Genomic DNA, 21,998 nt, shown 5'->3' with positions numbered 1-21,998 from the left:
TGCTCATCTCCAAGTGACCTCCAGCGATTTGAGCCTGTAGATGAAGTGAAACGACCGGAACTGCACGTCGGCGAAATCCTCGGCCAGCCGCAGTTCCGGAAACCGTTGCAGTAGAGCGGGGAACGCGATGCGCATCTCCATGCGGGCCAGCGGCGCGCCCAGGCAGTGGTGCACGCCGTGGCCGAAGGCGACGTGCCCGGCCGCGCTGCGCGCGATGTCCAGCACGTCGGGCGATCCGACGAAGTCCGGGTCGCGGTTGGCCGACGGCAGCGACGCGAACACCAGCTGCCCGGCCGGGATCGGCACGCCGGCGATCTCGACGTCGGTGGTGGTGATCCGCGGAATCGCGGTGTGCACGATGGACAGCCAGCGCAGCAGTTCCTCGACCGCGGGACCGACGGCGTCGGGATCGTCGCGCACGGCGGCGAGCTGATCGGGGTGGCGCAGCAGCGCCAGCGTGCCCAGACCCAGCATGTTCGACGTCGTCTCGTGCCCGGCGAGCAGCAGAAGCCCGGCGATGCCGACGAGTTCGTCGTCGCTGAGTTCGCCGCCGTGTTCGCGGATCAGCATCCCGAGGATGTCGTCGCCGGGGTGTTGCCGGGCCCGCGCGACCAGCGACTGCATGTAGGCGCGGCCGGCGCGCTGCAACTCGAGTCGCTCGGCGAACGGCAGCGACAGGTCGAGTTGCCGCGCGCTGCGGTGCTGGAAGTCGGCGCGGTCCTCATACGGCACCCCGAGCAGTTCGCAGATCACCAGCGACGGGATCGGCAGCGCGAAATGCTCGACGAGATCGGCTGGTGCTCCGCTGTTCTCCATCAGGTCCAGCTGGCCGTCGACGATCTCGGCGATGCGCGGCTCGAGCCGCCGCATCCGTCGGATCGTGAACTCCGGGGTCAGCATCCGGCGCAGCCGCTGATGTTCGGGCGGATCGAGCCCGAGCAGGTTGCCCGCCCGGGCGCTGGCCACATCCTCGTCGGAAAGCGTTGGTGCCCCGGGCATCACGAAACCCGGCGGTCTGCTGTTGGAGAACCGTTCGTGATCGGAGAGCACGTCTTTGACGTCGTCGTGGCGGGTGACCAGGTACACCGTCATACCGAACGTGTTCGTCACGGTGCTGACGCCGGTGGTCTCGCGGATGCGCGCGAGCTCCGCGGTGGGGGTGAACGCGTCGCGCCGCATGTGGACCGGCGGCGGCGCTGGTGCTCGCGTCATGACCCGACGCTACCCGCGCGAGACGAACTCCTCGATGAGTTTGTTCGTCAGGTCGGGGTCCTCCAGACCGGCGAGATGCGCGACGCCGTCGAGCACCACGCCGGTCGCGCCGGGAATCGCGTCGGCCATCGCGAGCGTCTCGGCGACGGGGAACGTCGCGTCCTCGCTGCCCGCGACCACCAGCACCGGCGTGGTGACCTGCGCCAGCAGCGCGCGCTGGTCGGGTCGCGCGGGTACGACGCTTTTGACCGCCCACGCGCACGACGACACATCGACGGCGGCGGCTGCCGCGCGCACGAACGCCACGACGGCGGGCCGCGTGCGCATCGTGGTGGGGCCGAGGAACGCCTTGAGCACCGACCGGGTCAGCGGCGGTCGGATGCCGCCGATGAGCGCGGCCACGCGCAGGAGCAACCCGTACTCGAGCTTCTGCCGGGCGCCGGCCGGGGACGCGGTGCAGTTCATCAACACCGCGCGCCCGATCCGCCCGGGGTGCTCGGCCGCGAACGTGGCGCCGATCATCCCGCCCCACGAGTTGCCGACGAAGTGGGTCCGGTCGATGCCCAGCGCGTCGAGGATGTCGACGACGCAGCGCGCGCAGTCCTCGAATGTGAAGGGGGCGAACAACTTTTCGCTTCCGCCGTGCCCCGGTGGGTCGACCAGTACGACGCGGTGCGTGGCGCTGAAGTGCGCCGCCTGCGCCGACCACATGTCGCCGGTCATCAGCAGGCTGGGCCACAACATCAGCGCCGGGCCGTGACCGCTAGTGCGGATCCGCAGCCTGCCCAGCGCGGTGGCGACCCTGTGCTCCTCCACCGTTGGCACGGTAGTCCGCATCGCGCAGCGCCGGCCACCAGATCCGCGGGCCGATCAGCGTGAACAGCGCCGGGATGATCACCGTGCGCACCACGAACGTGTCGAGCAGAATGCCCAGCCCGACGATGATCCCGATCTGGGTCAACACGATCAGCGGCAGCACCCCGAGCACGCAGAACACCGCCGCCAGCACGATGCCGGCGCTGGTGATCACCGCACCGGTGGCCGACACCGCGCGCACGATCCCGCCGCGGGTGCCGTGCTCGGGTGTCTCCTCGCGGGCGCGGGTGACCAGGAAGATCGTGTAGTCCACGCCGAGCGCCACCAGGAACAGGAACGCGAACAGCGGGGTGGTGTTGTCCAGCGCGGGAAAGCCGAACAGGTGCACGCTGGCCCAGCCGCCCAGTCCCAGCGCGGCCACCGAACTGAGCACCGTCACCGCCACCAGCACCAGCGGCGCCAGCGCGGCCCGCAGCAGCACGTAGAGCACCGCGAGCACCACCAGCAGGATCGCCGGGATCACCACCGCGCGGTCCCGCGACGCCGCCGCGCTCGCGTCCCGCGCGGTCGCGTCGGAGCCGCCGACCAGCGCCGTCGGGTCGGCGTCGCGCACCGAATCCCGCAGCCGGTCAATGGTTTCGAACGCACCCTCGGAGGCGGGCTCGGCGTCGATCACGACCGACCACTGGGTCAACCCGCCCGGGCTCTGGCCCGCCGGGTTCGCCGACACCACACCGGGGGTCCCGGTGATCGCGCGCTGCACGTCGGCGGCGCGCGCGGTGTCGGCGACCACCCGGGTCGGGTCGGTCAGGCCGCTGGGGAAGTGCTGGGAGAGGCGCTCGTAGCCGCTGACCGACTCGGCCTGCACCCGGAACTGCTCGGTCTGCGACAGGCCGATCGGCGTGGCCAGCAACCCGGTGCACAGCAGCGCCAGCGCGGCGATCGCGGTCGTCGCCACCACCGCGGGTTTGCGGGCCACGCCCTCGGCGATGCGGTGCCAGAACCCGGAGTCGGTCAGCGCCCGGTCGCCGACCTTCGGGATGAACGGCCAGAACAGCCGCTTGCCGAACAACCCGAGCAGCGGCGGCAGCACCAGCAGCACGAACACCGCGGCCACCACCAGCCCGGCGGCCGCCTGCACGCCGAGGCTCTCGACGCTCGGCGACGTCGCCAGCACCAGGGTCAGCAGCGCCAGGACGACGGTGGCGTTGCTGGCCACGATCGCCGGCCCGGCCCGGCGCACCGCGGTGTCCAGCGCGTCGTGGTGCTGGTCGGTGCGGGCCAGTTCCTCGCGGTAGCGGGAGATCAGCAGCAGCGCGTAGTTGGTGCCCGCGCCGAACACCAGCACGCTGGTGATCCCGGAGGTCGACCCGTCTGGCGTCATCCCCAGCGACTGGGCCACCGCGGTGCCCAGCACCGCGGCGACCCGGTCGGCGAACGCGATCACCAGCAGCGGCACCAGCCACAGCACCGGCGAGCGGTAGGTGATGATCAGCAGCAGCGCCACCACGGTCGCGGTGACCGCCAGCAGCGTGAAGTTCGCGCCCGAGAACGAGTCGGCGATGTCGGCGCCGAAGGCCGGTCCGCCGGTGACCTCGGCGCGCAGATCGGCGGGCAGCCCGTCGTCGGCCTGCGCCCGGACCTTCTCGACCTCGTCGGTGAGCGCGAAACCGGACAGGTCACCGCTCAGCGGCACCACCGCCAGCGCCGCGGCGCCGTCCTCGGAAACCTGGGCGCCCGGCCACTTTCCGCTGACCGCGGCGGTGTCGGCGCCGGACAGGGGCGCGCCGTCCTCGCGGGTGACCACCACGATCGCGGGTGCGCTGTCGCCGCCGGGGAACTCGGCGAGCAGGGCGTCCACCCGTGCGGATTCGGCCGATTCGGGAACGGGTACTGGGGACTGGGAACTCGAGTCGTCGCTGCCGATCAGCCCCATCAGGGCACCGGATGCCAGCACGACCAGGGCGGCGAGAATCCAGGAAAGACGCCGGGACATTCCACAAATATTTCAGAATCTTAACAATTAATCAAATGCGCGGCCGCCGACCTATGCTTTCGGCGTGACCGCGGACCGTGACGCACTGGAGGCGACGATCGCCGCCGACGTGCGCGCGATGAACGCCGAGACCGACGAGATCGGCAGGCTGTTCGCGAGTCGGCATGACGTGGCGGCCAACGACTTTCGGGCCCTGCTGTACGTGATGGTGGCCGAGACGGCCGGAGCGCCGCTGACGGCGGGCGACCTGCGCAGACGGATGGGCATGTCGGGGGCGGCGATCACCTACCTGGTGGAGCGGATGATCACCTCCGGGCACTTCATCCGCGATTCGGATCCGACCGACCGGCGCAAGGTGATCCTGCGGGTCGCCGAGCACGGGCGGACCGTCGCGCGCGGGTTCTTCACCCCGCTGTCCGCGCGCACCCGCGGCGCGCTGGCCGGGCTGTCCGACTCCGACCTGGCCGCCGCGCACCGCACGTTCACCGCGCTCATCGCGGCCATGCGCGAGTTCCGCGACGAACTCGACGACAGCGTCGTCCCCGGTTGAGCCGCACCGCCGTATCTTGGTCAGCATGTTGGGCAGCCTGGACGCGCGATGACTGACAGCACCGACAACGGACCCGTGACCGACGCCGTGATGCTGCTCGGTTCCTCGGAGCTCAGCCGCGAGCTGGCGCTGGCGTTTCAGCGGCTCGGCACCGAGGTCATCGCGGTCGACCGGTACGCCGACGCGCCGGCGCACGGGGTCGCCGACCGGTCCGCCGTGGTCAAGATGAACGACGCCGAGGCGCTCACCGCGCTCATCGAGACCGAGCGGCCGCGCTACGTGGTCGCCGAGGCGGGGCTGATCGCCACCGACGCGCTGATCGCCGTCGCCGAACGCGGCGCGGTCGAGGTGTTCCCCACCCCGCGCAGTACCCGGCTGTCGCTGGACCGCGAGGGCCTGCGCAGGCTGGCGTCCGACGAGCTCGGGCTGCCGACCGCGCCGTTCTGGTTCGCCGGCTCGACCGAGGAGTTGGCGGCCGTCGCCCAGCACGCCGGCTTCCCGCTGGTGGTCAAGCCGATCGCGTCGGCTCCCGGCGAAGGCGAGTCGGTGCTGGTGCGGCCCGAGGACGTCGAACCGGCATGGCACCGCGCGGTGGCCGCCGGCCGCATCCCGCACAACCGGGTGATGGCCGAATCGGTGGTCGACGTCGACGTCGAGGTGACGCTGCTGACCGTGCGCACCGTCGGCCCGACCGGGCCCGCCGTGCACTTCTGCGAGCCCATCGGGCACCGCCTGCGCGACGGCGACGTGCTCGAGACCTGGCAGCCGCAGGCGCTGTCCCCGACCGCGCTGGACTCGGCGAAGTCGATCGGCGCCCGCATCGTCAACTCGCTGGGCGGACGCGGCGTGTTCGGGGTGGAGCTGCTGGTGCGCGGCGACGAGGTCTACTTCGACAACGTCCGGCCCCGCCCGCACGACAGCGGCCTGGTCACGCTGCGCTCGCAGCGGCTCTCCGAATTCGAGCTGCACGCCCGCGCCATCCTCGGCCTGCCCGTGGACACGATCATGATCTCGCCCGCCGCGGCCGAGGTCACCTACGCGGGCGCCGAGATGAAGATCAGCGCCGGCGTCGACCGGCAGGGGGTGCTCGCCGAGGCGCTCGAGGTCGCCGAGAGCGATCTGCGGTTGTTCGACCGCCCCGACGAGACCGAAGCCCGGCGGCGGCTCGCGGTCGCGTTGGCCACCGCACCGGATCCGATCGTGGCGCGCGACCGAGCCCGGCGGGTGACGGCGTCCCTGCAGGGTCTGTGGTGACGCCGGTGGGCGACGACGACGGCGCACCCCGCGAGATCTCGACCGCGGCACCGTTCATGATCGGGCTGACCATCTTTGTGCTCGTGGTGATCGCAATCTGGCTGCTGAACTTCTTCGGCGACGACACCCCGCCGCCCGATCAGCAGGTGGCGCGCGCGGCGGTCGGCCAGAACGACGCGCTGCAGCGGCAGAGCTACGCCGACTTCCGCGACTACACCTGCGCGGGCCAGCACGGTACCGAGCAGGATGTCCTTGCCGCGCAACGGGACTCGGTCGGCAAGCACGGCGAGCGCTATGTCGACGACGTCACCGACGTCGCGATCGACGGGGACCGGGCCACCGCGAAGGTGGTCTACCACTTCGACAACGCGGCCGACGACAAGAAAACCGTCGAGATGAGGTTCGTGCGCGAGGGCGACGGCTGGAAGGTCTGCTCCCAGGGCCCCAGGTAGCTGTGGGACACTCAACGACCGTGACATACGCCGGAGACATCACGCCCGAGGAGGCTTGGACGCTGCTGGCCGAGACCCCCGAAGCCGTGCTGGTGGACTGCCGCACCGACGCCGAGTGGCGCTTCGTCGGGGTGCCGGACCTGTCGTCGCTGAAGCGCGACGTGGTGTTCATCGAATGGAACCGCTTCGACGGCACGCACAACGAGTCGTTCGTCGACGATCTGCAGCGCGCGGGCATCACACCGGGCGAGAGGCCGGTGGTGTTCCTGTGCCGCTCCGGGAACCGGTCGATCGGCGCGGCCGAAGCCGCCACCGAGGCCGGGATCGGGCCGTCCTACAACATTCTCGACGGGTTCGAGGGCGACCTCGACGAGAACCGGCACCGCGGCCGGGCCGGCTGGAAGGCCGTCGGATTGCCTTGGAAGCAGTCATGAGTGAGCAGGTGCCGTCGGTCCGCATACCCGCGGAACTGCCCGAGGGTGTCAGCCAGGCCACCCTCGGCGTGCGCGGCGGGCTGCTGCGGTCCGGCTTCGACGAGACCGCCGAGGGTCTGTTCCTCACGTCGGGTTACGTGTATTCGTCGGCGGCAGAAGCGGAACGGGCGTTCACCGGTGAGGTCGACCGGTACGTGTACTCGCGCTACGGCAACCCGACGATCTCGATGTTCGAGGAGCGGCTGCGGCTGATCGAGGGTGCCCCGGCGTGTTTCGCCACCGCGACCGGGATGGCCGCGGTGTTCACCTCGCTGGGTGCGCTGCTGGCCGCGGGGGACCGGTTGGTGGCCGCGCGCAGCCTGTTCGGTTCGTGTTTCGTGGTGTGCAACGAGATCCTGCCGCGCTGGGGTGTGGAGACGGTGTTCGTCGACGGCGACGACTTGTCGCAGTGGGAGCAGGCGCTCTCGGTGCCCACCCAGGCGGTGTTCTTCGAGACGCCGTCGAACCCGATGCAGTCGCTGGTCGACATCGCCGCGGTCTCCGAGATGGCGCACGCCGCAGGCGCGAAAGTGGTGCTGGACAACGTGTTCGCCACCCCGATCCTGCAGCAGGGTTTCCCGCTGGGCGTCGACGTCGTGGTGTATTCCGGCACCAAACACATCGACGGTCAGGGCCGGGTGCTCGGCGGGGCGATCCTCGGCGAGAAGCAGTACATCGACGAGCCGGTGCAGAAGCTGATGCGCCACACCGGGCCGGCGCTGAGCCCGTTCAACGCCTGGACGTTGCTCAAAGGTCTGGAGACACTGGCGATCCGGGTCGAGCACCAGAACGCGTCGGCCCAGCGGATCGCCGAGTTCCTCGAGGGCCATCCGGCGGTGAGCTGGGTGCGCTACCCGTTCCTGGAGTCGCATCCGCAGTTCGAGCTGGCCAAGCGCCAGATGACCGGCGGCGGAACGGTTGTCACGTTCGAGTTGGCGGCCCCCGGCGGAGCCGGGAATCCAGACGCAGCCAAGGAGCGCGCGTTCGAGGTACTCGACAAGCTGCGCATCGTCGACATCTCGAACAACCTCGGCGACTCGAAGTCGTTGATCACCCACCCGGCGACCACGACGCACCGGGCGATGGGACCCGACGGGCGGGCGGCGATCGGGCTCGGCGACGGCGTGGTGCGCATCTCGATCGGGCTCGAGGGCACCGACGACCTGCTCGACGACCTCGACCGGGCGCTGGGCTAGATGTCGCGGGGCAGCGACAAGAAGAAGGCGCGGCGGCGCAAGCGGCAGGCCGCCCGCGATCAGCGCTGGGTGCCCGACCAGGTGCTGGACGCGCTCACCGAGGAGAGTACGACCGCCGCGGTGCTCGAGGCGTTCGACGCGCGAATCACCGAGCGCGGCTGGGTGTTCGACGAGGACCTGTCCGACGAGGAGTCGGCGCTGTGGTTCTATCCGCCGTCACACGCCGAGGTGCCCGACGAGGACCTGGTCAATGTCACGACGATCGTGCTGACCGCCGACGACGTCGCCGACATCGCGCACGTCGTGTTCGTCGGCACCGCCGACGACTACCAGTTCGACTTCGACGAGCTGTTCGCCAACCTCGAGCTCATCGAGGCCCACCGGCTCGGCGACCCCATCCCCGGCTTCTGACGCCGAGCTCGGCGAGGTCAGCTCTCGACGACGCCCTGGGCCGTGCGGGCGCGGTCCTCGTAACCCTTGCGGGCGTTCGGATCGAAGTCCAGGAACACCCGGTCCAGGCCCAGCTTCTTGTTCAGCCAACGGCGGCCGCGGGGGCCGAGCATCTGCGCGGCCTGCGCGGTGAACCGCAGCGGTGTGGGCACCGCGACGTGCGTCTTGGGCTTCTGCAGCGTCTTGACGATCGCGGCGGCGATCTCCTCGGGCTCGACGGGCTTGATCGCGCCGCCGCTCCGGGTGCCCGAGATCAGCTCGGTCTTGGTGAACGGCGGCATGACCACCGAGACGTCGACGTGGTGCTGCGCGACCTCGTCGGCCAGCGCCGCGGTCAGCCCGACCACGCCGAACTTGGCGCCGACGTAGACCACCTGGCCCGGCACCGGGATCAGGCCCGACAGCGACGCGATGTTGATGATGTGGCCGCTGCGGCGCGCGATCATCTCGGGCAGCACCAGCTGGCAGCCGGTGATCACGCCGTAGAGGTTCACCTCCAGCGACGAGCGGATCGACTGCTCGGACTCGTCGACGAACGGCCCGATCGGCATCACGCCGGCGTTGTTGATCAGCACGTCGATGCGGCCGCCACCGTCGGTGCGGGCCTTGTCGAGGAAGGCGGCGAACGACTCGCGGTCGGTGACGTCGAGCGGGTACCCCGACGCGGGTCCCAGGTTGCCCAACGTGGCCACGGCCGACTCCTGCAACGCCACGTCGCGGTCGCCGATCACCACGCGTGCACCGTGGGCCAGCAGCGCCTTCGCGGTCGCGAACCCGATACCCCGGGCGGCGCCGGTGATCGCGACGGTCTTACCCCTGATGTTGTCCATGCCGCTAAACTTTACACGTGTCAAGTTTTGCGGGGAAGAGGTTGGCCACCTGGAATGCTTCAGCCCGGAAAGCGTTGAGATCGACGTGATGTCCGAGTCCACCCGGCTGAACTTCATCGCCGTCACCCAGGACGACCCGCTGGTCGAGCCGCTGTTCGCCGACCTGGCGGTCGAGTACTCGCGGCGCTACGGCTCCACCGAGAGCGCGGTGCTGACCTGGTTGCGCGGCCACCCCGCCGACGCGTTCACCCCGCCGCACGGCGATCTGGTGGTCGGGCTGCTCGGCGACCGGCCGGTCACCGGCGGTGCGTTCTGCCGGTTCGACGACGCCACCGCCGAGCTCAAACGGATCTGGACCGACCGGCATCACCGCAAGCAGGGTCTGGCCAAGGCGCTGCTGTCCGAACTCGAGTCGCGGATCGTGAGCCGCGGATATCGGCGGGTCTACCTGACCACCGGGGACCGCCAGCCCGAAGCGGAGGCGCTCTACATCTCGGCCGGCTATTCGCGGCTGGCCGAACCCCTGCCCGCCGAAGGCGACGTCTACCCGGTCGCCTTCGTCAAGGCGCTGGGCTGAGCGCCGGGCACTAGGCTGGCCCGCGAACCCGGGGGTGACGTGGTGTTGTCGCAGACGATGGTCGGTTGGCTGCTGGTTGCCGCAGGCGTGCTGACCTTTCTGATCGGGGTGACGTCGCGGGTGTTGATCGGCCGGCACCGCGAGGCCAAGGCCGTGCGCAGCATGGTGCACACCTTCCGCCGCACCGGGGTGGCGCGCGTGCTGTTCGGCCGATTCGACAGCGACGTGCTCGACGACGACGAACTCGACGCGATGATCCTGATGCCGACGGTCGTGGTGGCGTGTGGGCTGTCGCTGACCGCGGTGTTCCTGCTCGGATATCAGAATCTGACCTGACCCGCTAATCGTGAGATACGATATATTGCATGCCGGTCCCGTCGGAAAGCGGTAAGCACAAGCGGTCACTGCTGCGTGAGCAGGCCTATGTGTCGCTGCGGGACGCGATCATCAACGGGACCTTCCAGCCGGGCGAGAAACTGCGCGACGCAGAACTCGAGGAGTGGCTCGGTGTCAGCCGCACACCCATCCGCGAGGCGATCGGACGCCTCGAGGCGGCGGGTCTGGTGCACACCACACCCGGTCGGTCCACGGTGGTCTCGACGATCGAACGCAAGACCGTGCTCGACGCTCAAGCGGTCGCGGCGGCGATGCACGCGCTCGCGGTCCGCACCGCGGTGCCGCTGATGGGCAGCGCGGAGATCACGGCAATGACCAAGGCCAACAAGAATTTCGCCGCCGCGTTCGCCGCCGGTGACCCCGAGGCCGCCCTGCGCAGCGACGACGAGTTCCACAACGTCGCCGTCGAAGCCAGCCGCAACGGAACGATCCGCTCGGTGCTCGAACAGGTCACCCCGGTGCTGCGCAGGCTCGAGTACCTGCGCTTCTCCTCGTTGACCGGCCGGCAGTCGATCGCCCAGCACAAGCGGATCATCGATCACTGCCGCCGCGGTGAGGCCGACGCCGCAGCCGAGGCGACACAACAGAACTGGGAGACATTGTCGTCTCTCGTCGATAACGACACCATCTGAGAGGGACGCCCATGTCCGAAACGAAGGTCACCGTCATCTACGACAACCCGACCGATCCCGCTGCGTTCGAGGCGGCATACCCCGACGAACAGCTGCAGGCCGCCCGCAATATCCCGGGCTACCTGCGGCTGGAAGCGTCGAAGGTGTGGCCGAAGGAGGACGGCAGCCCGACTCCGGCGTACCGGATGATCGATCTGTACTACCCCGATTACGACACGGCGGTCGATGCGGTGTCCACTCCCGAAGCGAGCGCGTTCTTCGAGGCGATGGCACGGTTGTCCACCGGCGGTGTGCGCGTGCTGATGTCAGACGTCGAGGTGCCGTCGCACTGACGGTGCCGGTCGCGCATCATCACAGTGCCGCGAGCGCTGCGTTGAGCCGACCGTCGAGATCGCCCGTGCCGCCGTGGTACATCGGCCCCTGAGGGTCGGACAGAATCCGGCGCAGCCGGGCCATGCCCATCGCGCGGACCGGTCGCGGTGCGTGCAACCGCAGCGCGACCGCGTGGATGGTGTCGGCTGAAGCGCTGACGTTGTGCCGGTGAGCCCCGATCGCCGACAGTCCCGGGGCGTGACGGGCCCGGGCCTCGTCGAGCGCTCTGCGCAGGGTCCGTGCGATCGCATGACGCTCACGGTCTGACCGCAGGCGTTCCGCGTGGACGGCGAGTGCCGTGCCGGAGCCGGGTATGACCCCGACCGCGAGTTGGTGGTCCAGCCGGCCGGCGAACAGCCGGCCCGCAAGGTGAGCTCCGACGCCGGGAAGCGCGGCGCCGGTGGTGTGGTTCATCGTGTCTCCAGATCTCGGTGGCCTCCCTGAAAACGCCTTCGGCCGCCCGGTGATTCACCTGTGTGAGCTGATTCACAGCCCGCCCGGGTTCAGTGAGCCTGCGCCGCGTCCCAGGCACTGATTGATCCTGGTTGGCGGGTGACGGGACGGCGACGATCGCCCCATGGACCGGACAACCCGCTTGCCTGCTGCCCCGGACATCGCAGCGCAACGTGCAATATATTGCATTTCGAGAGTGTTCATCCGAGCAGGCGTCGAACGCGCCACCGGCCCGAACCGAGGACTTCCGATGAACCCGACTCACCGCGACGACGCAGAGGTGCAATTCGTCCGAGACGTCATGCCCCATTTCGACTACCTGCGCACCAACGCCTACGGACTGACCGGATGCCGCAACGACGCCGAAGACCTCGTGCAGGAGACCCTGCTGAAGGCCTACGTCGGGCTGCCGACCTTCAAGGCGGGCGGCAACATGCGCGCCTGGCTGCACCGCATCATGACCAATGTCTTCGTCGACAACTACCGAAGCGCGAAACGGCGACCGCCGACCTGGTTGGCCGGCGACGCCTCGTTGGAGACCGCGCAATCGGATTCGGCGGCCGTGCGGCCCGAATCCCGGTCGGCCGAGGCGCGGGCACTGGAGTCGCTGGCCGGTGATGTCGCGGGCGCGGTCAGGGCTCTGCCGGACGATCTCAAGCTCACGGTCTTCTACGCGCACGTGCTGGACTATCGCAACGTCGAGATCGCCGAGATCCTCGGCATCCCGGTCGGCACCGTGGCATCCCGACTGCACCGGGCCCGCCTGCGGATGCGGGATCTGTTGCAGCACCGCCCGTTAGGCTGCGTCTCGGCCCGGCAACCGGCCATCCCGGGCGTGGAGCGACGGGCATGAGCGGCGATGCGGGCGTGGTACGACACCTCGAGGTGATCGCAGAGCGGATCGACGCGCTGCTGGCCCGCGAGCGCGCCGATCTCGAGGTCTCCGCGGCAGGCGACGATGAGATATCCCGTCGGGTGGCCAAGTCCCTGAACCGGATGGCCGAGGAGTTCTCCCGGTCGGTCAACCGGGGTGCCGCCGAGATCCGCGGAATGGCGCAAGCATTGCGGCCGGAAGAACGGTGTGAACCATGAGCTACAACGAGGTGGTCGGCGAGCTCACCCGCGGACGCGGACCGGGTCCGCTTGCCCGCGCCAGCGCCGGGTGGGTGCTGATCGCCGAGGAGTTCGACAGGGTCGCCGACGACTGCGACGACGCAGTCGCGGAACTGAAGCGCGCGGGTGACGACGATGCTGCCCACCGGCTCGAACGGTTCGGCCGGTGGCTGCGTGAGCTCAGCATGAGCGCGGCCGCCGCCGCCCGCCGCGCCGAGAACGCCTCGGTCGCCCACAGCGTCTCGGTGCTGAGAATGCCTGCCGAAACCGCCGCGGGAGAAGCCGACGACCGGGCCGTCGCGCAGGTGATGCGCGACTACGACCGGGCGTGCCGGGCGAGCATCCGGCCCTGGCGCACCCCTCAGCCGCCCGGCGGTCCCGGACGCAAGTAAGAAAGTTGAACCGTCCCGGCCATTGAAACGTTTAAATACTCGTGTCCTCCTATTACGCGAGTCCGCTCGCACAGTTTCTTCGTCAGCAGCGCGCCCGGCGGCGGCCCGAGGAGGTCGGGCTGTTGGGGGTCGGGCCGCGCCGTGTTCCCGGCCTGCGACGGGAAGAAGTGGCCGCCAGGGCCAACATCAGCGTGGAGTACTACAGCCGTCTCGAGCAGGGGCGGGTCCGCACCCCCTCGCCGGCGGTGTGCGAGGCGCTGGCCCGAGCGCTCGGTCTCGATCCACTCGAGACGCGCCACCTGCTGGAGTTGGCGAACCCGACGAGGTTGCGTGCGGACGAGAGCAATTCGTGCATACCCGAGGGCAGCCGGCTGCTCATCGACGGCCTCGCGGTGCCTGCGATCATCCAGAACAGGTACACCGATGTGCTGGCCGCCAATCGGCTCGCACCGCGGCTGTCGCCGAACCTGCGGGTCGGGGAGAACCGCATCTGGGCGATCTTCACCGACCCGCGCAGCCGCGCGTTGTTCGTCGACTGGGATCGCGCGGCAGCGAACTGCGTTGCGCAGCTACGTCTTTCGATCGGCGGTGATATGACCGCGGAGCGGCCGCGGCGGCTGATCCGCGAGTTGACGGACAGCAGCGAACACTTCCGTGAGCTGTGGTCGCGTGCGGAGGTGCAGCCGGCACCGAAGAACCCGATCCGGATGCGCCACCCCGTCGTCGGACCGCTCGAAGTGTTCTCCGAGAAGCTGCACATCGCCGCCGCCTGGGATCTGGCGGTGGTGGTGTTCCACGCGCGGCCGGGTACGTCGTCGTTCGCCGCGCTCGAGCGGTTGGCCGAGGCCGACGACGAGGACAGTTCCGAGCTTGCCACGGGTGGTGACCCGCCGAAATCTGCGCATCGTGTCGTCGCGTGACCGTCGGTTCAGTATGTGAACCGATAGGGTGAGGAGGTCATGACGGGGCCCGCAGAGTTGTCCCACCGCTTCGAGGTGGAATCCGTCGAGCGCACCCTCGCGTTGGTCGGCGAGCGGTGGACGTTCGTCATCCTCCGCGAAATCTTCCTGGGGGTGCACCGGTTCGGCCAGCTCGTGAGCAACCTCGACATCCCGCGTCCCACGTTGGCGACCCGCCTGCGTTCCCTCGTCGAACACGGCTTGCTGGTCCGCGTGCCCTACACGCAGGATCCCGAACGCTTCGAGTACCGGCTGACCGATTCGGGCCGCGACCTGTTTCCCGCGGTCGTCGCGCTGATGCAGTGGGGTGACAAGCACCTGCCCGTGCCGCAGGGGCCGCCGGTGGTGCTGCGGCACAAGGCATGCGGCCAGATCGCCGAGGGTCTCCTGCTGTGCAGCCAGTGCCATCAGGAGCTCACCGCGCGCACCGTCACACCCGAGCCGGGGCCCGGCTTCGGTGGCGAACAGCCCTGATCTACAACGTCACGACGTTCGTCGGTTGGCGTACCAGGAGCCGGCCGGACAACTCGAATGACGAACTGCTCACCTGGAAGTGCGCGGACGCGGTGAACGCGTCGCGCAGATTGCGCTGCAACGGCGCGTCGTCGTAGACGGCGCTGCCGCCGGCCAGGTCGTAGACGGTGCGCACCACGTCGGCCGAGGTCCGCACGGCGTGGCTGGCCGCCAACCGCAGCTGTAGGCGATCGTCGGTGGTCAGGGTGTCGACTCGACTTGCGTTCCAGGACTTTTCGATGGCGTGGTAGTAGAGCGCACGCGCCGCCCGCAGCGCCGCCTCGGCGGCGGCCACCGTGCCCTGCACGCTCTGGCGCTCGGCGAGTGTGCGCGCCGAACCCCCGGATTTCTTGTCGGCGGCCAGGTCGACGAAGTTGTCGACCGCGGCGCGCGCGTTGCCCAGCGCCGCGGCGGCGATGCTGCTCGCGAAGTAGCCGAAGATCGGGAACCGGTACAGCGCACGGTCGATCCGCGGGCCGTCGGCCAGCGACAGCACGCGGTCGTCGGGGACGAAAACCTCGTCGGCCACCGCGTCGTGACTGCCGGTGCCACGCAGGCCCAACGTGTGCCACGTGTCGAGGACGTTCAGATCGGCCACCGGGATCGCGACCACCGAGTGCTCCGCGCTGTCGCCGATGACGCAGCCGCCGAAGAACATGTCCGAGTGGCTGATTCCGCTGCAGAACTGCCAACGGCCGGTGACCTTGACGCCGCCGGGGACGCGGCGCGCCCGGCCGCGCGGCGCCCAGACCCCCGCGGCGACCCCCACCCCGTTGCCGAAGTACGTCATCCCGCTGCGCTCGGGCAGGTAGGCCTGCATCAGGCTGCTGGTGGCCGCGATCGACACGCACCAACCCGCCGAGGCGTTCCCGCGGGCCACCGTCTCCGCGCAGCGCAGAAGGGTCACGGGATCGAGTTCGAGTCCGTCGGTCTCCACCGGCGCCCCCGCGCGCAGCAGTTTCGCGACGGCCAGTTCCGTGAGCACCTTGTCGGGCAGGCGGCGGTGAGCGTCGATATCGGCGGCCAGACCGGCCGCCGTGTCGGCAATCCGCTTGGCGGTCGCGTACAGGTGCTGCGGCGCATGCGCGGGCGCCACAGTGGCGTGGGGGTAGGACATCGATGCCTCGCAGCCGGAAATAGCTGGTTCAATTTGTGAACCAGAAGATGGATCTGTCGGAGCCGCCGTCGTGGCGCAGCTCTGCAGTCAATGACGACGGCAGCGGCCAAATCGTTCGTCGGAAACCGGAATTCGGGTGTCAGCCGGCGGCGGCGCGCTCGGCCGCCTCGCGGATCGACCCGCGCCACAGCTGCCCGTGTCCGGGCAGCAGCACCTCGCTGTCGAGCAGTCCGAGAGCGGCGAGACTGCGCACACAACCCTGCTCGTCGTGGTTGAACAAGCCGGGCAGCAGCTGCGGGCCGATGCGCGGCGACACCGGATGCCCGGTGACCAACGCGTCGCCGCTGACCAGGACGCCGTCGACGAGAAACGAGCAGTGCCCGCCGGTGTGGCCTGGAGTCGGGATTGCCGCCGGGCTGCCCGGCAACCCGGCCGCCACCTCCTCGGTGTAGGGCTGCGCCGACGGAATCCCGTCGCGGACCAGACCACCTTTGCGGCTCACCGCGATGGTCCACGTGAGAAAGCTGGGCCGCCAGATCCGCTTGGCCACGTCCACCGGGGACACCTGCTCGAGATATTCGCGTCTGGCGTGCCCGACCTCGGCGGCGTGACAGTAGACCGGTGTGCCATGGGTTTCGGCGAACCAGATGGCCGAACCGAAATGGTCGACGTGGGCGTGGGTCAACAGGATTGCGCGCACGTCGTCGGCGCCGAACCCGAGCCAGCCCAGCGATTCGAGCACGTCGTCGCGGCTGCCGGGGAAGCCCGCGTCGATCAGCAGCACACCCTGCCCGTCGGTGACCAACGTCCAGTTGACCAGGTCGGTGGTGGCGAAATGAACAGTGTCGGTGACGGCGCTCAGGGCTACTGCCATGCCGCGAGTGTAGGCAGCAGAGTAGAAAGTAGGCGTGGCACAACTAAGACTTGGATACAAGGCGTCGGCCGAGCAGTTCGCGCCGCGCGAACTCGTCGAACTGGGCGTGGCAGCCGAAGAGCACGGCATGGACAGCGCGACCGTCAGCGACCACTTCCAGCCCTGGCGGCACGAGGGCGGCCACGCCCCGTTCTCGCTGGCATGGATGACGGCCGTCGGCGAACGCACCAAGAACCTGATCCTCGGCACGTCGGTGCTCACCCCGACCTTCCGGTACAACCCGGCGGTCATCGCGCAGGCGTTCGCCACGATGGGCTGCCTGTACCCGAATCGGATCTTCCTCGGCGTGGGCACCGGTGAGGCCCTCAACGAGATCGCCACCGGCTTCGAGGGCGACTGGCCGGAGTTCAAGGAGCGCTTCGCGCGCCTGCGGGAATCGGTCAAGCTGATGCGCGAGCTGTGGCTCGGTGACCGCGTCGACTTCGAGGGCGAGTACTACCACACCAGGGGGGCGTCGATCTACGACGTGCCCGAGGGCGGGATCCCGGTGTACATCGCCGCGGGCGGTCCGGTGGTGGCCAAGTACGCGGGCCGCGCCGGCGACGGTTTCATCTGCACCTCCGGTAAGGGCGAAGAGCTCTACAAGGACAAGCTCATCCCCGCCGTGCGGGAGGGCGCGCAGGCCGCCGACCGCGATGCCGACGACATCGACCGGATGATCGAGATCAAGATCTCCTACGACACCGATCCCGAGTTGGCGCTGGAGAACACCCGGTTCTGGGCGCCGCTGTCGCTGACCGCCGAACAGAAGCATTCGATCGACGACCCGATCGAGATGGAGAAGGCCGCCGACGAGCTGCCGATCGAACAGGTGGCCAAGCGCTGGATCGTCGCGTCGGACCCGGATGAGGCCGTCGAGAAGGTCAAGGATTACGTCGACTGGGGACTCAACCACCTGGTGTTCCACGCGCCGGGCCACGATCAGCGCCGGTTCCTCGAACTGTTCCAGCGTGATCTGGAGCCGCGCCTGCGTCGCCTCGGCTGACACGCCCGGAACCGACGGCGCCACAGCATGATTCGCATGGCGGCGACGGCGCTGGGCGCGCTGGCATTCCTGGTGGCGCTGGCCGGTCTGCTCGCGCGTTACCTGCCGATCGGCCACGAGGCCGTGCTGGTGCTCGCCGCGGCGGCACCGTACCTGACCCCCGCGGGGGTGGTGGCGATGGTGCTGTTCGCCGTTGCCAGGCGCTGGCTGGCGACCATCGTCGCCGCGCTGCTGTGCATCGTGATGCTCGCGGTGCTGATACCCCGGTTCCTCGGACCCGAGCAGCCGACCGAGCCCACGGTCGCGGTCCGTGTCCTCACCGCGAACCTCGGGATGGGCCGCGCCGACGCCCGGGCGGTCACCGAATTAGCCGATGCCGCAGCAGATGTGCTCGTCGTGCAGGAGATGACGCCGGAGGCCGCCGCCGCGATGTCGGCGGCCGGACTGGACCGCGGTTTCCCGCACCGGGTGATCGACCCGCGCCCGATGGCCGCGGGTATCGGGGTGTGGAGCCGGTATCCGATCACCTCGTCCGCCGCGATCAACGGCTACCAGATGCCGATGCTGAGCGCGCGGATCCGCGTGGCCGGCGTGCGCGACGAGGTGACGGTGCTCGGCGTGCACATGGCCGCGCCGCTGGTGCAGCCGCTGCACTGGTTCAGCGGTGACATCGAACAGCTGCCGCAGACGATGGCAGCGCTGGCCCGCGACGCCGGATCCGGGGCGGTGATCGTGGCCGGTGACCTCAACGCCACCTACGACATGCGGCCGTTCCGGCGGTTGCTCGACGAGGGTTACCGCGACGCCGTCGAACAGGCCGGCGGAGGTCTGGCGCGCAGCTATCCCAGCCGGCCCTGGCGCCCGGCGGTCGTCGGCATCGACCATGTGCTCGTGCGCAACTGCACCGCGACCGCGGCGTACACGGTGGCAGTGCGGGGCTCGGATCACCGCGCGCTGGCGACCACCGTGGCGATTCCGGTCGATCCCTAGCCGGGCAGCAGCGCGGTCAGCCGCTGCTGTGTCGGCGTGCCGGGCCGCGGGTTGTAGAGCACCAGGTGCCAGTCGGGGTGATCGGTGACGCCCAGCGTCGTCTTGTCGAAGACGAGCTCGCCGGCCTCGGGGTGGCGGACCGCCTTGACCGCCTGCAGGTGCGGGCCGACGTCGTTGAGCGCCCACAACTCCGCGAATTCGGGGCTGCGCGAACGAAGTTCGTCGACCACCTCGTCGAAGCCCCGATCGTCGGGGTAGCGTCCCGCGTCGGAGCGGAAGGCTGCGACGACGCCGGGAGCCGCCGCGCTCCACTCCACGTACATCGCGCGGTAGCGGGCGTTGGTGAAAAAGCTGACCAGGCAGTTGCGGTCGGAATCGGTGTAGCCGAACACCTCTCGCGTACCGGAGTTGATCGCCAGCAGATCCCAGTGGCGGTCCTGCAGCATCGCCGGCCGCGGCGCCCACGCCGCTACCAGCGCCTGCAGTTCGGCGGGCACCGGTCCGTCGTCGAGCGGTGACAGCGGTTGCGGACCGATGCCGGCGAGCCGGTGCAGGTGCATGCGCTCGGCCGGCGCGAGGCGAAGCGCCGCGCTGACCGCGTCGAGCACGTCGACCGAAACCGAGATGTCGCGGCCCTGCTCGAGCCACGTGTACCAGGACACCCCGACCCCGGCCAGCATCGCGACCTCTTCACGGCGCAGGCCGGGTGTGCGGCGCCGGCCACCGGGCGGCAGGCCCACCTCGGCGGGGGTGATCCGGGTGCGACGCGACCTCAGGAAGTCGCGCAGGGCCGTGCGGCGCGGCGCACGGACCTCCGGCACGGACATCCTTCGACTGTAGGCCGGGCCAGCCTGGTGGTGGCAGTCCCGGGATCAGCCGACACTGTCCGCGCCGGCGTGGATCCGAAACGCTGAAGGCATGAGGTTCGGGGTCTGCACGTTCGCCACCGACGAGGGACTGCGGCCCGACGAACTCGCCGTCGCGCTGGAGGAGCGTTTGAAGGCGGCGGCGCCGATGTGGATCTGTGGTCCTACCTCGGTGGGCCGTTCCTGCTCGCGGTCGCGTTCATCGGCTGGTCGTTCGTCGGCTTCGAGAGCGCCGGTTCCATCGCCGAAGAGGTGCACAACCCGAAGCGGGACCTGCCCAAGGCCGTGCTGTTCTCGCTGGTTTTCATCGCGCTGGTGGTGGGCTACTCGAGCCTGGCGATCATTCTGGCCATCCCCGATCTGGATGCGGTGGCCGAGGGCGCGGTCAGTGACCCGGTGTACGAGACGCTGACCGACGCGCTGGGCGCCGGCATCGCCAAGCCGGTCCAGGTGATGTTCGTGATCGGGTTCCTGGCCAGCTTCTTGGCGCTGCAGACCTCGGCGTCGCGGGTCATCTGGGCCTACGCCCGCGACGGTGCGCTGCCGGCGGCCGGCACCCTGGTGCAGCTGCGAGGCAAGGCCCGTATCCCGGTGGTGGCGATCCTGGTGACGACTGCGATCGGCGCCGGTCTGTTTCTGCTGAGCATCGTCGACGGCGACACTACTCGCTGATGGTGAACTTCACCGCGGGCGGCTTCTACCTCGCGTTCCTGTTCCCGCTGATCGGCTTCCTGGTGGTGCTGCTGCGCAAGGGCTGGACGGCCGGGGCGTTCTCACTGCGCGCGTGGACGCTGCCCGTGGCGGTGGTGGCCGTGGTGTGGGCGGTGCTGCAGTTCGTCAACATCGCCTGGCCCCGTGTCGCGTTCGAGCAGCGCTACCTGGACTGGTCGGTGTGGATCGGCATCGTGGTGCTCGGGATCATCGGTGCGGTGCTGTATGCCACGGTGAAGTCGAGGATCACCGCTCCGCGTGACGAGGACGAGGACGAGGACGAACCGGTACTGGCGAATGAGTGAGCAACCGGTCGCGCTGGTCACCGGCGGCGCCAGCGGGATCGGCGCCGCGGTGGTCGAGGCGCTGACCGCGCGCGGCTACACGGTCGGGTGCCTGGACCTCAACCCGGGGGCCGCCGAAAATGCCGTCGCCACTGACGTTTCCGACGCCGGCGCGGTGACGCGTGCGGTGGGACAGCTCCGCGAGCGGCTGGGTCCGGTGAGCGCCGTGGTGACCTCGGCGGGCTACTACGAGATGGCGCCGGTGTCGGAGATCAGCGTGGATGCGTGGCGACGGATGCTGCGCGTGCACCTGGGCGGGCTGGTCAACGTCGCCCGGGCCACGCTGCCGGACCTGCGCGCGGCGCGCGGGTCGCTGGTCGCGGTGGCCAGTGAGCTCGCCGTGGGTGGCGGTGACGAGGACGCTCATTACGCGGCCGCCAAGGGCGCGATCCTCGGCCTGGTGCGCAGCCTGGCCGCCGAAGTCGCCGACACGGGGGTGCGGATCAACGCGGTCGCACCAGGCCCCACCGACACCCCGCTGCTGGCCGCCGACTCACCGTGGCGCGCACCGGAATACCTGCAGACCCTGCCACTGCGGCGCCTCACCACACCGGCCGAGGTGGCCCGCTGTGTCGAATACCTGGTCTGCGAAGCGACGTTCAGCACCGGGGACGTCGTCAACGTGAACTCGGGAGCGGTGATATGAGTACCGATCTGCACGGTCGGGTCGCGCTCGTGACCGGTGCGGCCCAGGGCATGGGCGCCGCACACGCGCGGCGACTCGCGAAAGCCGGTGCGGTCGTGGCGGTCAACGACCGTGAAGACAGCGACGCATTGACCGCGTTGGCCGCCGAGCTCGGCGGGCTGACCGCGGCCGGCGACGTCTCGGATCCGCAGCAGTGCCAGACCATCGCTGCGCACGTGGCCGCCTCCGCGGGCCGGCTGGATGTGCTGGTGGCCAACCACGCGTACATGACCATGGCGCCGCTGCTCGAGCACGACGCCGACGACTGGTGGAAGGTGGTGGATACCAACCTCGGTGGCACCTTCTTCCTGGTGCAGAGCGTGCTGCCCTACATGCGGAACGCCGGAGCCGGCCGCATCGTCGTGATCACCAGTGAATGGGGAGTGACGGGGTGGCCCGAGGCGACCGCCTATGCGGCATCCAAGGCGGGGCTGATCTCGCTGGTCAAGACGCTGGGCCGCGAGCTGGCCCGTGAGCGGATCATCGTCAACGCAGTGGCGCCCGGGGTCATCGACACCCCGCAGCTGCAGGTCGACGCCGACGCCGCCGGAGTGCCGGTCGCCGAGATCCGGCGCAGCTATGCCGAAACGATCGCGATGGGCCGCATCGGCGAGCCTGACGAGATCGCCGCGGCGGTCGAGCTGCTGTCCGACTTCAGCATGGAAGCAGTTGTCGGACAGGTGATCTCGTGTAACGGTGGATCCACCCGCACCAGAGCGTAAAGGCAAGA

Annotated in this window: 27 protein-coding genes and 1 pseudogene; 20 read left to right on the top strand and 8 right to left on the bottom strand. The window is 69.7% G+C overall.

Going from position 1 to position 21,998, the window contains the following annotated elements:
• Positions 1-3: 3 nt before the first annotated feature.
• From BHQ18_RS05275 to BHQ18_RS05265, 3 genes are read right to left on the bottom strand one after another with little or no spacing between them, the layout of a single operon-like run.
• Complete coding sequence (locus BHQ18_RS05275) at positions 4-1,212, bottom strand: cytochrome P450 (RefSeq protein ID WP_069412525.1); 1,209 nt, start codon at positions 1,210-1,212, stop codon at positions 4-6.
• A gap of 9 nt (positions 1,213-1,221) precedes the next feature.
• Positions 1,222-2,049 (bottom strand): alpha/beta fold hydrolase, encoded by an 828-nt coding sequence (locus BHQ18_RS05270; RefSeq protein ID WP_084293891.1) that lies wholly within the window; start codon positions 2,047-2,049, stop codon positions 1,222-1,224.
• Complete coding sequence (locus BHQ18_RS05265; RefSeq protein WP_069412524.1) at positions 1,976-4,024, bottom strand: MMPL family transporter; 2,049 nt, start codon at positions 4,022-4,024, stop codon at positions 1,976-1,978. The genes BHQ18_RS05270 and BHQ18_RS05265 overlap by 74 nt, the downstream gene beginning before the upstream one ends.
• A 118-nt stretch (positions 4,025-4,142) precedes the next feature.
• Between BHQ18_RS05265 and BHQ18_RS05260 the strand changes: the two genes are divergently transcribed.
• The 6 genes from BHQ18_RS05260 to BHQ18_RS05235 are packed head-to-tail and all read left to right on the top strand — an operon-like array spanning position 4,143 to position 8,360.
• Positions 4,143-4,574 (top strand): MarR family winged helix-turn-helix transcriptional regulator, encoded by a 432-nt coding sequence (locus BHQ18_RS05260; protein WP_069412709.1) that lies wholly within the window; start codon positions 4,143-4,145, stop codon positions 4,572-4,574.
• A 48-nt stretch (positions 4,575-4,622) separates the two neighbouring features.
• Entirely contained in the window at positions 4,623-5,828 is a 1,206-nt protein-coding gene (gene purT / locus BHQ18_RS05255; RefSeq protein WP_069412523.1) for a formate-dependent phosphoribosylglycinamide formyltransferase, read from the top strand.
• A 56-nt stretch (positions 5,829-5,884) separates the two neighbouring features.
• Complete coding sequence (locus tag BHQ18_RS05250) at positions 5,885-6,280, top strand: Rv0361 family membrane protein (RefSeq protein ID WP_084293909.1); 396 nt, start codon at positions 5,885-5,887, stop codon at positions 6,278-6,280.
• Positions 6,281-6,300: 20 nt separating this feature from the next.
• Positions 6,301-6,714, top strand: coding sequence for a rhodanese-like domain-containing protein (locus BHQ18_RS05245; RefSeq protein WP_069412521.1), 414 nt, complete (start codon positions 6,301-6,303; stop codon positions 6,712-6,714).
• Positions 6,711-7,949: an O-succinylhomoserine sulfhydrylase gene (locus BHQ18_RS05240; RefSeq protein ID WP_069412520.1), complete on the top strand. Its 1,239-nt coding sequence runs from the start codon at positions 6,711-6,713 to the stop codon at positions 7,947-7,949. Before BHQ18_RS05245 ends, BHQ18_RS05240 begins: the two co-directional genes overlap by 4 nt.
• Positions 7,950-8,360: a hypothetical protein gene (locus BHQ18_RS05235; protein WP_069412519.1), complete on the top strand. Its 411-nt coding sequence runs from the start codon at positions 7,950-7,952 to the stop codon at positions 8,358-8,360.
• Positions 8,361-8,377: 17 nt separating this feature from the next.
• On the opposite strand, the gene BHQ18_RS05230 is transcribed toward BHQ18_RS05235, so the two are convergent.
• Positions 8,378-9,229 (bottom strand): SDR family oxidoreductase, encoded by an 852-nt coding sequence (locus tag BHQ18_RS05230; protein WP_069412518.1) that lies wholly within the window; start codon positions 9,227-9,229, stop codon positions 8,378-8,380.
• Between the two features lie 88 nt (positions 9,230-9,317).
• Here BHQ18_RS05230 and BHQ18_RS05225 point away from each other — a divergent pair, with 88 nt between their 5' ends.
• From BHQ18_RS05225 to BHQ18_RS05210, 4 genes are read left to right on the top strand one after another with little or no spacing between them, the layout of a single operon-like run.
• A complete protein-coding gene (locus BHQ18_RS05225; RefSeq protein WP_069412517.1) occupies positions 9,318-9,806 on the top strand; it encodes a GNAT family N-acetyltransferase in 489 nt (162 codons plus the stop codon).
• A gap of 39 nt (positions 9,807-9,845) precedes the next feature.
• Positions 9,846-10,142, top strand: a complete 297-nt coding sequence (locus BHQ18_RS05220; RefSeq protein ID WP_234794076.1) for a hypothetical protein — start codon at positions 9,846-9,848, stop codon at positions 10,140-10,142.
• Positions 10,143-10,171: 29 nt separating this feature from the next.
• Positions 10,172-10,834, top strand: a complete 663-nt coding sequence (locus BHQ18_RS05215) for a GntR family transcriptional regulator (protein WP_069412516.1) — start codon at positions 10,172-10,174, stop codon at positions 10,832-10,834.
• A gap of 11 nt (positions 10,835-10,845) precedes the next feature.
• A complete protein-coding gene (locus BHQ18_RS05210) occupies positions 10,846-11,166 on the top strand; it encodes an EthD family reductase (RefSeq protein WP_069412515.1) in 321 nt (106 codons plus the stop codon).
• Between the two features lie 19 nt (positions 11,167-11,185).
• On the opposite strand, the gene BHQ18_RS05205 is transcribed toward BHQ18_RS05210, so the two are convergent.
• A complete protein-coding gene (locus tag BHQ18_RS05205; protein ID WP_069412514.1) occupies positions 11,186-11,620 on the bottom strand; it encodes a hypothetical protein in 435 nt (144 codons plus the stop codon).
• Between the two features lie 289 nt (positions 11,621-11,909).
• Between BHQ18_RS05205 and BHQ18_RS05200 the strand changes: the two genes are divergently transcribed.
• The 5 genes from BHQ18_RS05200 to BHQ18_RS05180 are packed head-to-tail and all read left to right on the top strand — an operon-like array spanning position 11,910 to position 14,597.
• Complete coding sequence (locus BHQ18_RS05200; protein WP_069412513.1) at positions 11,910-12,512, top strand: sigma-70 family RNA polymerase sigma factor; 603 nt, start codon at positions 11,910-11,912, stop codon at positions 12,510-12,512.
• Positions 12,509-12,751 carry a PE domain-containing protein gene (locus tag BHQ18_RS05195; protein ID WP_069412512.1) on the top strand — a complete coding sequence of 81 codons (243 nt, stop codon included), beginning with the start codon at positions 12,509-12,511 and terminating at the stop codon, positions 12,749-12,751. The genes BHQ18_RS05200 and BHQ18_RS05195 overlap by 4 nt, the downstream gene beginning before the upstream one ends.
• Positions 12,748-13,164: a PPE domain-containing protein gene (locus BHQ18_RS05190; RefSeq protein ID WP_069412511.1), complete on the top strand. Its 417-nt coding sequence runs from the start codon at positions 12,748-12,750 to the stop codon at positions 13,162-13,164. Before BHQ18_RS05195 ends, BHQ18_RS05190 begins: the two co-directional genes overlap by 4 nt.
• A gap of 41 nt (positions 13,165-13,205) precedes the next feature.
• On the top strand, positions 13,206-14,084 hold the full coding sequence (locus BHQ18_RS05185; protein ID WP_069412510.1) for a helix-turn-helix transcriptional regulator: 879 nt from the start codon (positions 13,206-13,208) through the stop codon (positions 14,082-14,084).
• A gap of 39 nt (positions 14,085-14,123) precedes the next feature.
• Positions 14,124-14,597, top strand: a complete 474-nt coding sequence (locus BHQ18_RS05180; protein WP_069412509.1) for a winged helix-turn-helix transcriptional regulator — start codon at positions 14,124-14,126, stop codon at positions 14,595-14,597.
• A 1-nt stretch (position 14,598) separates the two neighbouring features.
• Here the strand turns inward: BHQ18_RS05180 and BHQ18_RS05175 are convergent, their stop codons facing one another.
• The gene (locus tag BHQ18_RS05175; protein ID WP_069412508.1) at positions 14,599-15,753 is read right to left on the bottom strand and encodes an acyl-CoA dehydrogenase family protein; all 1,155 of its coding nucleotides are present in this window, start codon (positions 15,751-15,753) and stop codon (positions 14,599-14,601) included.
• Between the two features lie 139 nt (positions 15,754-15,892).
• Positions 15,893-16,627: an MBL fold metallo-hydrolase gene (locus BHQ18_RS05170; RefSeq protein WP_069412507.1), complete on the bottom strand. Its 735-nt coding sequence runs from the start codon at positions 16,625-16,627 to the stop codon at positions 15,893-15,895.
• A gap of 34 nt (positions 16,628-16,661) precedes the next feature.
• Between BHQ18_RS05170 and fgd the strand changes: the two genes are divergently transcribed.
• A complete protein-coding gene (fgd, locus tag BHQ18_RS05165; RefSeq protein WP_069412506.1) occupies positions 16,662-17,672 on the top strand; it encodes a glucose-6-phosphate dehydrogenase (coenzyme-F420) in 1,011 nt (336 codons plus the stop codon).
• Positions 17,673-17,708: 36 nt separating this feature from the next.
• Complete coding sequence (locus tag BHQ18_RS05160) at positions 17,709-18,662, top strand: endonuclease/exonuclease/phosphatase family protein (RefSeq protein WP_308204577.1); 954 nt, start codon at positions 17,709-17,711, stop codon at positions 18,660-18,662.
• On the opposite strand, the gene BHQ18_RS05155 is transcribed toward BHQ18_RS05160, so the two are convergent.
• Positions 18,659-19,489 carry a helix-turn-helix transcriptional regulator gene (locus tag BHQ18_RS05155; protein WP_069412504.1) on the bottom strand — a complete coding sequence of 277 codons (831 nt, stop codon included), beginning with the start codon at positions 19,487-19,489 and terminating at the stop codon, positions 18,659-18,661. The two genes, BHQ18_RS05160 and BHQ18_RS05155, sit on opposite strands and share 4 nt — an antisense overlap.
• 168 nt (positions 19,490-19,657) lie before the next feature.
• Between BHQ18_RS05155 and BHQ18_RS05150 the strand changes: the two are divergent.
• The 3 genes and pseudogenes from BHQ18_RS05150 to BHQ18_RS05140 form a co-directional block, all read left to right on the top strand.
• A pseudogene (locus BHQ18_RS05150) lies at positions 19,658-20,544 on the top strand (APC family permease); the annotation flags it as partial.
• Positions 20,537-21,229, top strand: a complete 693-nt coding sequence (locus tag BHQ18_RS05145; RefSeq protein ID WP_069412503.1) for an SDR family NAD(P)-dependent oxidoreductase — start codon at positions 20,537-20,539, stop codon at positions 21,227-21,229. The pseudogene BHQ18_RS05150 and the gene BHQ18_RS05145, both read left to right, overlap by 8 nt.
• Positions 21,226-21,990 (top strand): SDR family NAD(P)-dependent oxidoreductase, encoded by a 765-nt coding sequence (locus BHQ18_RS05140; protein ID WP_069412502.1) that lies wholly within the window; start codon positions 21,226-21,228, stop codon positions 21,988-21,990. Before BHQ18_RS05145 ends, BHQ18_RS05140 begins: the two co-directional genes overlap by 4 nt.
• Positions 21,991-21,998 lie beyond the last annotated feature (8 nt).

Origin of the sequence: Mycolicibacterium flavescens (assembly GCF_001722335.1) — a bacterium.
GTDB lineage: Bacteria > Actinomycetota > Actinomycetes > Mycobacteriales > Mycobacteriaceae > Mycobacterium > Mycobacterium flavescens.
Note: the sequence above shows the minus strand (reverse complement) of the source record. Positions and strands in the feature narration are given on the sequence as shown.